Source organism: Gilliamella sp. Pas-s25, from assembly GCF_009795885.1.
GTDB lineage: Bacteria > Pseudomonadota > Gammaproteobacteria > Enterobacterales > Orbaceae > Gilliamella.
This window is the reverse complement of sequence record NZ_WTEV01000001.1, coordinates 96,523-109,996: the sequence shown is the minus strand read 5'-3', so window position 1 is coordinate 109,996 and position 13,474 is coordinate 96,523. Positions and strand designations below refer to the sequence as shown.

The 13,474-nt window shown below is 36.0% G+C and carries 14 protein-coding genes, 1 tRNA gene and 1 other RNA gene; 3 read left to right on the top strand and 13 right to left on the bottom strand.

The window, feature by feature from the left end; genetic code table 11:
- Window positions 1-300 precede the first annotated feature (300 nt).
- The 10 genes from rpsO to GQ593_RS00510 all read right to left on the bottom strand — a co-directional run bounded on the left by rpsO (window position 301) and on the right by GQ593_RS00510 (window position 8,067).
- A complete protein-coding gene (rpsO, locus tag GQ593_RS00555) occupies window positions 301-570 on the bottom strand; it encodes a 30S ribosomal protein S15 (protein ID WP_160430142.1) in 270 nt (89 codons plus the stop codon).
- Between the two features lie 150 nt (window positions 571-720).
- Window positions 721-1,644, bottom strand: a complete 924-nt coding sequence (locus GQ593_RS00550) for a LysR family transcriptional regulator (RefSeq protein ID WP_160430215.1) — start codon at window positions 1,642-1,644, stop codon at window positions 721-723.
- Between the two features lie 193 nt (window positions 1,645-1,837).
- Window positions 1,838-2,590, bottom strand: coding sequence for a TSUP family transporter (locus GQ593_RS00545; RefSeq protein WP_160430141.1), 753 nt, complete (start codon window positions 2,588-2,590; stop codon window positions 1,838-1,840).
- Window positions 2,587-3,660, bottom strand: coding sequence for a chorismate synthase (gene aroC, locus GQ593_RS00540; RefSeq protein WP_160430140.1), 1,074 nt, complete (start codon window positions 3,658-3,660; stop codon window positions 2,587-2,589). Before aroC ends, GQ593_RS00545 begins: the two co-directional genes overlap by 4 nt.
- Before the next feature lie 30 nt (window positions 3,661-3,690).
- The gene (gene prmB, locus GQ593_RS00535; protein ID WP_160430139.1) at window positions 3,691-4,584 is read right to left on the bottom strand and encodes a 50S ribosomal protein L3 N(5)-glutamine methyltransferase; all 894 of its coding nucleotides are present in this window, start codon (window positions 4,582-4,584) and stop codon (window positions 3,691-3,693) included.
- A 147-nt stretch (window positions 4,585-4,731) separates the two neighbouring features.
- Window positions 4,732-4,819 (bottom strand) — tRNA-Ser (locus GQ593_RS00530).
- A 71-nt stretch (window positions 4,820-4,890) separates the two neighbouring features.
- A complete protein-coding gene (cydH, locus tag GQ593_RS00525; protein ID WP_143421848.1) occupies window positions 4,891-4,980 on the bottom strand; it encodes a cytochrome bd-I oxidase subunit CydH in 90 nt (29 codons plus the stop codon).
- 27 nt (window positions 4,981-5,007) lie between these two features.
- A complete protein-coding gene (gene prc / locus GQ593_RS00520) occupies window positions 5,008-7,089 on the bottom strand; it encodes a carboxy terminal-processing peptidase (RefSeq protein WP_160430138.1) in 2,082 nt (693 codons plus the stop codon).
- A gap of 9 nt (window positions 7,090-7,098) precedes the next feature.
- Complete coding sequence (gene proQ, locus GQ593_RS00515) at window positions 7,099-7,647, bottom strand: RNA chaperone ProQ (RefSeq protein ID WP_160430137.1); 549 nt, start codon at window positions 7,645-7,647, stop codon at window positions 7,099-7,101.
- A gap of 63 nt (window positions 7,648-7,710) precedes the next feature.
- Window positions 7,711-8,067, bottom strand: coding sequence for a DNA-binding protein (locus tag GQ593_RS00510; protein ID WP_160430136.1), 357 nt, complete (start codon window positions 8,065-8,067; stop codon window positions 7,711-7,713).
- 179 nt (window positions 8,068-8,246) lie between these two features.
- Between GQ593_RS00510 and GQ593_RS00505 the strand changes: the two genes are divergently transcribed.
- The 3 genes from GQ593_RS00505 (at window position 8,247) to rnpB (ending at window position 9,666) form a co-directional block, all read left to right on the top strand.
- Window positions 8,247-8,510 (top strand): helix-turn-helix domain-containing protein, encoded by a 264-nt coding sequence (locus GQ593_RS00505; RefSeq protein WP_160430135.1) that lies wholly within the window; start codon window positions 8,247-8,249, stop codon window positions 8,508-8,510.
- Between the two features lie 237 nt (window positions 8,511-8,747).
- Window positions 8,748-9,110, top strand: a complete 363-nt coding sequence (bamE, locus tag GQ593_RS00500; RefSeq protein ID WP_160430134.1) for an outer membrane protein assembly factor BamE domain-containing protein — start codon at window positions 8,748-8,750, stop codon at window positions 9,108-9,110.
- A gap of 166 nt (window positions 9,111-9,276) precedes the next feature.
- Window positions 9,277-9,666: RNase P RNA component class A (gene rnpB, locus GQ593_RS00495), an RNA gene on the top strand.
- A 1-nt stretch (window position 9,667) separates the two neighbouring features.
- Here the strand turns inward: rnpB and GQ593_RS00490 are convergent.
- From GQ593_RS00490 to rng, 3 genes are all read right to left on the bottom strand, one after another.
- A complete protein-coding gene (locus tag GQ593_RS00490; RefSeq protein WP_160430133.1) occupies window positions 9,668-10,363 on the bottom strand; it encodes a DedA family protein in 696 nt (231 codons plus the stop codon).
- A 30-nt stretch (window positions 10,364-10,393) separates the two neighbouring features.
- The gene (gene tldD, locus GQ593_RS00485) at window positions 10,394-11,851 is read right to left on the bottom strand and encodes a metalloprotease TldD (RefSeq protein WP_160430132.1); all 1,458 of its coding nucleotides are present in this window, start codon (window positions 11,849-11,851) and stop codon (window positions 10,394-10,396) included.
- Window positions 11,852-11,990: 139 nt separating this feature from the next.
- On the bottom strand, window positions 11,991-13,466 hold the full coding sequence (rng, locus tag GQ593_RS00480) for a ribonuclease G (protein ID WP_160430131.1): 1,476 nt from the start codon (window positions 13,464-13,466) through the stop codon (window positions 11,991-11,993).
- Between the last annotated feature and the right edge of the window lie 8 nt (window positions 13,467-13,474).

Here is a 13,474-nt window from a genome sequence, read left to right as displayed (position 1 = left end):
CCTCTTGTTATTTATTATGTTGAAGTTTGATATTTCGACAGGAAGCAGCATTATGCTGCACTTATTGATACTCTCTTCAACAATGTGGGGATAAATTCAACAAAAAGATTATTTCACTGTCACGACTAATGACAAATCTATAAATTATAGAGCTCTCATTAGTCGCGCGAAACATGAGATACAATCTTTACTTTGTTGACTTACATAAAATATTAATTTTTTCGAGCTCTGTATTATATCAGAGTGTCAATTTTTCACAACGAAAAAGAGGCCTAAGCCTCTTTTCAAGTAGATGATGAATTAGCGACGTAAACCTAACTTTTTAATTAATTGGCTATAACGTTCAATATCTTTACGACGTAAATAGTCTAATAATTTACGACGGCTAGACACCATACGTAATAGACCGCGACGGCTATGGTGATCTTTTTTGTGCTCAGAAAAATGACCTTGTAAATCATTAATACGTGCAGTTAAAAGAGCAACTTGAACTTCAGTTGAACCAGTATCTTTAGCATCACGACCATATTCAGCAACAATTTTCGCTTTAGTTTCTACAGTTAGAGACATAACAAACCTCTTAAAATCAAAATAAAATGTGGAGTGACCGATCTCTAATTCAGACACTCCTCGCTATTTTCATATAGTTCTATATGAACTGCGTAATTATACTGAAATTTATTAAAATAGCAATTTGATTTACTTAGTTAACCACAGGATTTACTTGAGTGCAAAACCGTACTCTTCTTGAATAAGTTTTTTTAACGCCTCAATATAATTTTGGGCTGATAGACTTAGTTGAGCTTTTTGCGATGTGATCCAACCAATTAGGATTTTTTCATCTACATCTAACGGTATTGATAAAATATCAGAGCCATTTAAATCGGTACTTAAAACCCCTGTACTTATGGTATAACCGCTAAGTCCATGCAATAGATTAAACAAAGTTGCCCTATCACTGACATGAATACTTTTTTTATGATAAACCGTACTTAAAATCTCTTCGGAAAAATAAAATGAGTTATATTCACCCTGCTCAAAAGAGAGATAAGGATAATCCTCTAAATCATCTAACGTTAATGACTTCATTTCCGCTAATGGATGATGAGTACTAATAAATACATGAGGATGCGCTTCAAAAAGTGGATTAAAGGTCAATCGATGTTCTTTCAGTAGTCGCAAAATTACCTTTTGGTTAAAATCAGTCAAATATAAGATGCCAACTTCACTGCGTAAATTAGCAACATCGGTAATAATATCGTATGTTCTTGTTTCTCTGAGTGTAAACTCGTATTCATCTGTATGATTTTTTTTTATTAAATTAACAAAAGCATTAACCGCAAAAGCATAATGTTGGGTAGATATACTACATAGCTGCTTAGACGGTGCTTTTTTTGAATAGTGTTGTTGCAATAACTCAGCCTGATCTAAAACTTGTTTAGCATAACCTAAAAACTCAACACCATCGCTCGAAAGTGAAACGCCTTTGGAGGTACGTACAAAAATTTCAATACCAAATTCAGCTTCTAAATCCTTTACCGCCGTTGATAAACTCGGTTGTGTAATATACAAATTTTTAGCAGCCTCATTAATTGAGCCTGAACGTGCAATTTCTAAAATATAGCGTAGTTGTTGGAGTTTCATAATATCAGTTAATGTCTTAACACAAACTATCTTGCTTAACACAAATATATACTAAATCATATTTAAGTGAAGTAAATAATTGTTATCGTTTTTATACTCAAACACATACTTTCCTGAAAGTTTTTAACAACGATTTTGTTGCGCTATAAAATAGTGATGAAAAACAAATATTAATGATTAAAATGGTGAGCAATTAAAAGAAGTTTTCGTAAATTAATTTTATACTCATAAGCGTTGAAACAGTAATTAACATTGGTCTGATTAATTTGCGACCTTTAGCAATGACCATCTTAGCGCCAAGTCTTGCACCTATAAATTGACCAACTAACATGACAAGTCCAATTGACCATATCACTTCGCCACCAATAATAAAAAACAGTAAACCGGCTAAATTTGAAGTGAAGTTTAACACTTTAGTATGTGCTGTGGCTTTAGTTAAATTAAAGCCAGCCAGTGTGATATAGGCTAACGCATAAAATGAACCCGCGCCAGGCCCAAAAAATCCATCATAAAAACCAATTGCCAAAGCTGGTATTAGTGCAAATTGGATAACTGAAAAGCGACTTTTACGATCGTTTTCACCAATGGTTGGAGAAAGCAAAAAATAAAGTCCCACGCCAATGGTTAAAATAGGTAGTAATAGCTTTAAAAAATCAGCTTGGACATGCATAACCGACAATGTTCCAACTGCCGATCCAATAAAAGCAAACATGATTGCCCATTTTTGCTGTTTTAAATCCACCATATGCTGACGAATAAAATATAAACTAGCTGAAAATGAACCACCACAGCTTTGTAATTTATTGGTTGCCAAGGCACTGGCTGGCGGCAGTCCAACTGCAAGTAAAGTCGGCACAGTTAATAGACCTCCGCCACCGGCAATTGAATCAATAAAACCTGCTAAAGTAGCAATAATAAACAGTAAGATAAGTAACTCATAACTCATAGCGAATTGACATCATTACATTGAGCGCGATAGCGAAGATAATGATCCATTAGCACAATAGCAACCATCGCCTCGGCTATAGGTACTGCACGAATTCCTACACACGGATCATGTCGACCATGAGTTGATACTGCAACGGTTTCGCCATGAATATTGATTGATTGCCCTGCAATTTCAATACTGGGGGTTGGCTTTAAGGCGATACTGGCTAATATCGTTTGTCCTGAGCTAATCCCTCCTAAAATACCACCAGCATGGTTAGATAAAAAACCTTGCTTAGTTATTTCATCTCGATTTTCACTGCCTCGTTTATTAACAACTGCATAACCATCACCAATTTCAACACCTTTCACCGCATTAATACTCATTAACGCATGTGCAAGTTCAGCATCTAATTTGTCAAATACAGGTTCACCAAGTCCTACTGGAACATTTTCGGCAACAATGCAAACTTTAGCCCCAATTGAGTCCCCTTCTTTTTTCAATGTTCTGAGTAACTGATCAAGCGCCTCTAATTTACTTTCATCAGCACAAAAAAATGGATTTTGTTCAACTTGTTGCCAGTCTTTTAATTCACATTTTACATCGCCCATCTGTGCCAAATAACCACGAATGGTTATGCCAAGCTTTTCTTGCAGATATTTTTTGGCAATCGCGCCAGCAGCAACGCGCATGGCAGTTTCACGAGCAGAAGAACGACCGCCGCCACGATAATCGCGTATGCCATATTTATTTTGATAAGTATAATCGGCATGACTTGGTCTAAAGATATCTTTAATTTTGCTATAATCTTGAGAACGTTGGTCAGTGTTTTCAATAAGTAACCCAATACTTGTACCTGTTGTTACACCTTCAAATACGCCAGATAAAATTTTAACTTGGTCGGCTTCTCGCCGCTGAGTAGTATAGCGAGATGAACCCGGCCGACGGCGATCAAGATCATGTTGCATATCGGATTCAGTTAATGCAAGTCCAGGAGGAACACCATCGACAACACATCCTAATGCTATGCCGTGTGACTCACCAAATGTGGTCACTTTAAATAATTTTCCGATTGAGTTTCCAGCCATAATAAATTTATTCCAATTATTGAAAGCAGCTTATTTAAAACAGTCATGATATTGAACTAGCTCTTCATAGGTGATCGAAAATACGCCCAGACCACCATGCTTAAATTCAATCCAATTAAATGGGACATCTGGATATTGTTGCTGTAAGCTAATCCAGCTATTGCCAACTTCACAGACTAATACACCCTCTGGAGTTAAATAATCCATCGCATCTCGTAAAATTGTTTTTACCAAATCTAAACCGTCAAAGCCCGCCTGTAATGCTAATTTCGGTTCATATAAAAACTCATCGGGCAAATCACTCATATCTTCACTATCAACGTAAGGCGGATTTGTGACAATTAGATCATATTGTTTTGCAGGCACATCATTAAATAGATCTGATAAAATAGGCTTAACTCGAAAATCCATTTCGTGCATTTCAATATTTGTTTGTGCAATATCTAATGCCTCTAATGAAATATCAGTGATATCAACTTGAGCATCAGCAAACTCATAAGCACAAGCAATACCAATACACCCACTGCCTGTGCACAAATCTAAAATATTTTTAGGCTCAGTAAATATTATCTGTTCAAAATGATTATTGATGAGTTCACCAATAGGAGAACGAGGAATTAATACACGTTCATCGACATAAAAAGAATGGCCACAAAACCAAGCTTGATTGGTTAAATAAGGAGTTGGTACGCGATCTTTAATTCGTTTTTGAATAACATCAAAAAGTTGATTTTTTTCATCATTAGTCAGATTTGCCGAATAAAATTCCGTAGGAATAAACAACGATAGTCCTAATGTTGCTAAAATGAGTTGTTTAGATTCATCAATAGGATTATCCGTACCATGCCCTAAAAAGACATCTGATAGATTAAGTTGCGATGCTGTCCAGCGTATAAAGTCCTGAACTGTGCGTAAGTTTTCCATAATGACTCCAAATGCTTTAGGAGAGGAAGGTGTTATTTGTCATTTTAGGCGACTGCCTTCAGTGGGTTTTGCTAGAGTAATCTTGACAGTATGCTTCTAACAACAATGTTGAACCTAATGTTCCACCCTTTAATGACTAACTATTTATGGCGGTGAGGAAGGGATTCGAACCCTTGATACGTTGCCGTATACACACTTTCCAGGCGTGCTCCTTCAACCACTCGGACACCTCACCTAATTATTAGCACCTGCCTTTTCAAGCAGGCTGCATACTATAATGATCACAAGATAATTAATCAAGCTTTTTTAATTCATACAAACAATAATACCAAATGTGGCTAAAACAGCGAGTATACCAACTGTTGTGAGCAAAGCATATTTTATATCTGAACACATTTTATTATCTCCAATTATTTTTTATAATTAATTAGTCTTTTCGATTGGCAAATCAAACGAAATAATCTTGTTAATAGGGCCACTACTTTCAATTTTTGGATATTTAGATGCAAAATCAAGAAGTATCTCGATTGATTCATCTAAGTAAGCATCAGGTTGTTTATAGTCCTTAGGTAAATCATCTAATTTAGTAATTGATGGTAAACCTGCTTTCTTTAGACGTTCATTCATTCTGGTTAAATCACGATCATCATTAGTTTTTTGTTCTGCTTCTCGTTTTTTCTTATTAAGCGAGACAATATATTGACGATCTTTTTTATCATTAAACCGCTTAATATCTTCATCAATATAGATAAATTCAGGATTTTTTGAAATTCGAGCCAAATGTTTAACTTCTAAATCAGGTAACAACGGCTTAATATTGGCAAGAGTCAAATAATTAGCTGATGGTATTTTATCCCAAGGTAACGCATTGTCTAAGAACCGTTCACCTGTCTCATCAACATATTTAACTCTATTCATTTCAATATCTGGTTCAACACCTTTCAATTGTGTACTACCGCCATTAATACGATAGAACTTCTGAATAGTGTATTGAGCACCGCCCAGTTCAGGCCAATTTGGATGTAACCTTGCATCAACTGGATAAGAAATGTTACGTGATGTTTGTACAGTTCCCTTACCATAAGTCGTTTCACCAACAATTAATGCACGTCCATAATCTTGCATAGCGGCAGAAAATATTTCTGATGCTGATGCACTATAGCGATTAATCATCACAACAAGTGGACCGGTATATTCGATACCTTTATTTTTATCATCATAAGTAATGACTTTTTGCAAATTATCTCGAACTTGAACAACAGGCCCGCTATCAATAAATAAACCAGTTAAAGTGATAACTTCGGCTAATGAACCACCACCATTATCACGTAAATCAATAACCAAACCTTGTAAATTTTCTTTATTTGCTTTCGATAAAAGTGATTGAACTTTTTCGGTAAGTCCCAAATAGAAACTTGGTATTTCAATAATACCTACTTTACCGCGCGGATTATCGATAATCTTTAATTTTGCCTCGCGATCTTCAAAATGAATTTTATCTCGAGTAAGCTCAATGACTTTGGCCTTACTATTGTTACCTGCTGGTAAAATTTCTAACTTAACGACAGTCCCTTTTGGTCCACGAATTTTATCGACAATATCATCTAAACGCCAACCAATAACATCTTCAATTGCAGAATTGCTTTGGCCTACGCCAATAATTTTATCCCCTACAGAAAGTTGCTTACTTTTTTCAGCAGGACCACCGGTAACAAAAGACATAATCACTGTATAATCATCTTGCTGACTTAATGTAGCTCCAATGCCTTCGAATGATAAACTCATTTCAGAGTCAAAATCGCGTTTTTTACGTGGCGCTAAATAGCTAGTGTGAGGATCGATCTCTCTTGCAAATGCATTCATAAATACTTGGAAAGCATCTTCATTATTTGATTGCATTATCGTTTTCAAAACACGATTGTAACGTTTAGTTAATACTTCCCGGATCTGCTTTTCATTTTTTCCTGATAAGGATAAACTGAGTTCGTCATATTTAACGCGTTTGTCCCAATAGGTATTGAGTTCAGCTTCAGAAGTTGGCCATGCAATTTCTTCACGATTGAAATCAACTTCATCATTGGCAGAAAAATCCATAGGACGCTGTAAAACTTCAAGAGCATATTGATAACGGTTATAACGCTTTAGTAAAAAAAGATTATAGATGTCATACGCCGTTTTTAGATCACCATCAATTAATTCCTGACCTAAAAACTCTTGTCTGTTTCGAAATTTATCAACATCACTTTGAATAAATATGGATTTATTTCCATCTAATAATTTGAAATAGCGATCAAAAATCTGAGCAGAAAAAACACCATCTAAGGCAAAATTGCGGTAATGTGATTGAGTAAAAAAATTGGTTACACGTTTAGCGACAACCTGATGAATCTCATCTTGCTTCAAAACTGGGATTTGTTCTTTAGCTTGTGGTTTTGCCTGAACGTTTTGGCTAACAATACCGAAAACAAGACTAAGTGCAATAATACCTTTCAGTAATTTATTCATTCAAATTCTCTACTTATTGATAATGTGTTCAGGTTTAACTGTTAACTCCATACCTGCACCAACCTTTACTTTAATATGCTCTTTTTCAATATTAATAATTTGTACTTTTATAGGTCTATTACCTACAATAACTTTAACAAAATCACCAATTTTTGGAGTTTTAGATTTTTTAAAAGGAGCACGAGTCGTTTTACGTTTTTCTTTTGCGCGTTCTTTAAAGCGCGCTTTAGCCTTTTCTTTGCTATCTTTCAACTGTTGTTGAGCATGATCCATCTGTTCTTGGGTGATGACTTCATGAGGGTTGCCATCTAAGTCAACACGATTAGCCCCTTCTTTTATACTATACAAGTAGCGCCAACTCATGGTGTATGCACGCAATGCGGCACGAAGTTTAGTTTTACTAAGCGCTTCACTACCATCTAGACGAGAAAGAATATCTTGAAAAATACCAATTTTTAATGGTTTTGCTTCACCTTCAAGGGTAAAACAATTCGGGAATTGTTGAGCTAAATAAGCAATAATCTCTTTACTATTTGTTAATTGAAACTGACTTTCCATTGTTTATTCCATAGCAACTAAATTTTACGGACGTTAAAGTATATCGCAGCTTATACAATAACACTAATCATCTTTTTTCTGTTTATTAATAAAAGTAATAAAATCTTTGATACCATTTCGCATCAACCATGAGGAGACAATAGATTGTTCATCAGCAGATAGCTGTTTAAATGCAGTCATCCAAAGTTGTAAAGGTTCGATCGGCGAAATGATATAGTTAGCGCTTTCTTCTTCACTATATAGTGCTTTTTTAACATTAAGTGGTAAGCTGCCAATATGATATTCCAAAGCTTTACCTTGAACACCCGCTCTTTTTCGAGCTGTCCAATTTTCAGCTCTGGCTTTACGATTAACACCTTGTATCGTTGACGGCATCCCTGCAATACTTGATAGCTCTTTTGATGAGAACCACTCTTTCATTTTTACTATCCCATTTTAACATATTTAAGAAAAAATTATAGAAATTAAAGAAACTTTGATACAATAAATAAGAAATACTTTATCATTAACAATTTCAGTTCAATTGAAAACTTACTTGTTTTAGTAACTTTAGAGCATAACATAGATATATAAGGTTATAAACTAGGAGGAAATAAAAAATGAAAATAAAGTCTAATGATTGGCATCCAGCAGATATTATCGCCGCCCTAAAAAAGAAAGGTACAACGCTTGCAAATCTATCACGTCAATCAGGTTTAAGCTCATCAACACTCAGCAATGCATTAGTTAGACCATGGACAAAAGGAGAGATCATTATTGCCAAAGCATTAAATTTAGAACCCCATCAAATATGGCCTAGCCGTTATATCGATTCGAAAACAAAGCAACCAATAAAGCGTGTAATCAGGCAGAGCAAAGAATAAATTTTACAATAAGCTGTAGGCAAGAAATGAATTTGAACAAAAATACAGAAAATATGGAAACATATAGAAACAAAATCGTTGTTTCCATGTTTCTGGCTTAATAACAATTTTGCTATGATTAAATATGAGTTAATTTTTCCCAGAAATTATAAATATTTCTTCATCTTGAACGTTGCCCAACATGTGCTATTATTAGCGATTATTAATAAAAGTATTACCATCTCAGGCAACAATATAATGAAAAATGTAACAAAATACCTTATCGCATTATTTTCAATTGTAATATTATCAAGCTGTTCACAAAAGAATTTTGTAGAACAAGGAACTCCGTTAACTAAAGAAAAAGTAAAAAATATAGTCGAAGGTTCAACGACTGAAGACCAAATCATTAGTCTATTTGGCAAACCAACAAGCCAAGAGGAACTTAATTCAAATGAAACACAATGGACTTATCAATACACGAAAAAGAGTTCAACCAGCCATATGTTAATTGGTGAAACTCAATACGATATTGTTGAAGGAAAACTCGATATTATTATCTCTAAAGGTGTGGTAACTTGGTTTAATTATGACGAACACCAAAAACAGAAAAAGTGGTAATTCAAATTATCCAGTGTTATAGCACATCGTCAAGGTGTGCTCATCGCTTAATGTCTCGTCTTTATTGAACATTCTTACCTTAAAAAATGTTTAAACTTCATTCAACTATTCTCTACAGGATACACAAATTCTAGACAAAATTGTGCATTAGGTTATACTCATCAAAGAAATTAACCAGACAATCGCTGCTTTGTTGCTGTCCTTTTATTAAAGGAGACAAACAGAGGGGAGGAAAGTCCGGGCTCCATAGGGCAGAGTGCCAGGTAACGCCTGGGGTTTTTTTGCGAGAGCGAAAATTCACGACTAGTGCAACAGAAAGTAAACCGCCGATGGCTTATTTTATAAGATCAGGTAAGGGTGAAAGGGTGTGGTAAGAGCACACCGCGCAACTGGTAACAGTTGTGGCACGGTAAACTCCACTCGGAGCAAGGTCAAATAGGGATTCATTGGCGCGGCCCGCGTTGAATCCGGGTAGACTGCTTGAGCTAATGCGTGAGCATTAGCCTAGAGGAATGATTGTCCACGACAGAACCCGGCTTATCGGTTAATTTCACTTTCTATTTTTTATTGTGATTTGATGTAGCTTTAGATTGTTTTTTATTACTTATCGAACGTTTGACCGCAAGAAAAACTGAAAATAGCAATCCTAATACCAATAAAAAAACAGGTATTAACATTAACAAAGACATAATTTGCTTTTCGTACTCTTTGAAAATTGGCGATAATCCAAATAAATAACCTAAGGTCACAATCAAGAAAATCCATAGTGTTGCACTGATCAAATTATAGATATGGAATTTTCGACTATGTAATCCTGATAATCCTGCCATCATTGGTAATAATGTACGTACAAAAGCAATAAATCGTCCAATAAATAGCGCCTGTAATCCATACTTATGGAATAATACTTCAGATTTATGATGATATTTTTCAGGTATATGCGCCATCCAACCTTGTACAAGCTTAGTATTGCCAAGCCACAAACCTTGTGCATAACCTAACCAAGTTCCTAAAGCTGCGCCAGCAATTAAAATAAGATTAATTAGACCAAAATGAAATACATTTTGACTAATTAACACACCCGTTAAGAATAATAGGCTGTCTCCAGGCAAAAAAGCTGCGGGTAAGACGCCATTTTCTAAAAGGATAATAACAAACAACATACCATATAGTGCCCATAGCACATTAGGATTTGAAAGCGTTGCAATATCCAAATTAACAAACGCATGATAAAGTGTCATTATTGTTTCCATCTATTCTAAAATCCCATTGATGTATTTTTATTAGTGGTTAATGGTACCACCAACGGTTAAATTATTCACTTTCAAAGTGGGTTGCCCAACCCCAACAGGCACACTTTGACCTGCTTTACCACAAATGCCTACACCTGAATCGAGTTCAAGGTCGTTACCCACCATTGATACTTGTTGCATAGTTTCAATACCTGAACCGATTAGCGTTGCGCCTTTTACTGGCGTTGTTATTTTACCTTTTTCAATCAAATAAGCTTCTGAGGCTGAAAAAACAAACTTACCGGAAGTGATATCAACTTGCCCACCAGCAAAATTCGGTGCATAAAGCCCGTAATCAACACTGCTAATGATATCGTCAAAAGAAGAACTACCCGCCAACATATAGGTGTTTGTCATTCTTGGCATAGGTAAGCAAGCATACCCTTCACGACGCCCATTGCCCGTTGAATGTGTATTCATCAATTTTGCGTTGAGTTTATCAAATAGATATCCTTTTAGGATACCATTTTCAATAAGGACTGTTTTTTGACTTGGTGTTCCCTCATCATCAATTGAAATTGAACCACGCCGATTTTCGATCGTACCATCATCGACAATAGTACAAACTTCTGAGGTGACTTTTTCACCCATTTTTCCAGAAAATACTGAGCTATTTTTACGGTTAAAATCGCCTTCTAAACCATGGCCTACAGCTTCATGTAACAAAACACCTGGCCAACCTGCACCTAAAACAACCGGCATAGTGCCAGCGGGTGCAGCTTTAGCCGAAAGAGAAACGAGTGCTTGGCGTACGGCTTCTCGCGTGTAACTATCCGCATAGCTTTCTGATGTTTTAGGATTGATCGTTAAGAAATATTCATACCCAAATCGCCCCCCTCCACCACTACTTCCACGCTCGCGTTTACCCTCTTTTTCAACCAAAACTGAAACTGACAAACGAACCAAAGGACGAATATCGGCACATAGTGTACCATCTGTTGCTGCAATTAAAATGTCTTCATAACTACCGGTTAAGCTAGCTGATACTTCAATAACGTTTGGGTCAATTGAGCGCGCTAACTTATCAACTTGCTGCAACAACGCTATTTTCTGCTCCTGACAAAACGAATTGATCGGGTTTATTGATGGATAGATTGATACTGTTTGAGTAGATTTAAATGGCGTCACAGCCATGGGCGTTTGTAATTTAGTGATTGAATTTGCCGCTAATACACTTTGTTCTAAACGCGCCAATGAAAGTTGATCAGTATAGGCAAAGCCCGTTTTTTCACCCACAACAGCCCTAACACCAACGCCTTGATCACGATGAAACGAGGCATTTTTTATAATACCGTCTTCAAGTAACCAACTTTCATAATAACCAGATAAGAAATATAAATCACCAAAATCAATTCGCCTTGAACTTAACATATCAAGCAAATGCAGAAGATCTTGTTGGCTTAGATTGTTTGAATTGAGCAATCGTTCACTCACTTGAGTTAGTATCATAAATTCCTTAAACTTTAATTGTGGATGCTAGCTTTTTTGATGGTCGAATCAAAAACTCGAACATAATAATTGTTTAGCTTTCATCATTTTTATACTAAAACGCATAGTTTCCTGAAACTTTTTTACAAAATAGTGCTTATTACATTAACACTACATCGTATTGTTCTTGAATATAAAGTGGTTCAACTTTTACTTCAACACGTTTTCCCACAAATACCTCAACTTCGGCTAAAGCATGAGACTCATCATTAGTTAAAGCATTAGCAACAGCGGCTGAGGCATAAACTAAAAAGTATTCTGAGTGATGCGCTTTATAAATACGCACTATTTCACGTAAAATTTCGTTGCAAACTGTTTCTACCGATTTGACCATACCACGACCTTTACATGCTGGACATTCCTGACACAAAATATGCCCGATACTTTCGCGTGTTCGTTTGCGAGTCATTTCGACCAAACCTAGAGTCGAAAATAAATTAACAGTCGTTCTGGCTCTATCTTTTGATAAAGAATCTTGTAAGGATTGTAACACCCGCTCTCGATGCAGCTCCTCTTGCATGTCAATAAAGTCGATAATAATAATACCACCTAAATTACGTAACCGTAACTGGCGTGCAATAGCAATGGTTGCTTCAATATTAGTATTAAAAATCGTTTCTTCTAAATTTCGATGGCCAACAAATGCACCGGTGTTAATATCAATTGTTGTCATGGCTTCGGTTTGATCAATAATTAAATATCCGCCTGATTTCAATTTAACTTTACGATCTAGTGCTCTTTGTATCTCGTTTTCGGTATCATAAAGATCGAATATCGGTATATTACCACGATAATGTGATAATTTATTGGTCACTTCGGGCATAAATTCTTGCGTAAACTCAATCAGTAAATCATACGTTAATTTCGAGTCTACCAAGATTCGTTCAATGGGATCACCAACAAAATCACGTAATACACGCTGTGATAATGCCAATTCACCATAAACGAGATTTTTACTTACCGGACGAGCCATACGCTGTTGAATTTTAGTCCAAAGTCGTTTTAAAAAATTGGCATCTTGCTCTAACTCATGCGCGCTTGCACCTTCGGCTGCCGTTCTAACAATAAAACCACCTTCGCATGTCACATATTGCTGAACAATATTTTTTAACCTTTCCCGTTCTTGTTCACTTTCTATGCGTTGCGACGTTGCCACATGAGCAGAATTTGGTCCAGGCATTAATACTAAATAACGCGATGGCAAAGTAATATCGGTTGTCAGTCTAGCGCCTTTGGTTCCTAGTGGATCTTTAACCACTTGCACCATTAAGTCCTGCCCTTGACGAACAAGTTCAGAGATATCTTTTACTTGAAATTGTTCTTGTTCAGTATCAGATACACACTCAGTATGAGGCATAATATCTGATGCATGTAAAAAAGCGGCTTTCTCAAGGCCGATATCTACAAACGCAGCTTGCATACCAGGCAAAATACGGATCACTTTGCCTTTATAGATATTTCCAACAATACCACGCCTAGATTCGCGATCAACATGGATTTCTTGCAATACGCCATCTTCTATGTAAGCAACTCTCGTTTCAGATGGCGTTACATTCATTAATAGTTCAACAGACATAAGATTCC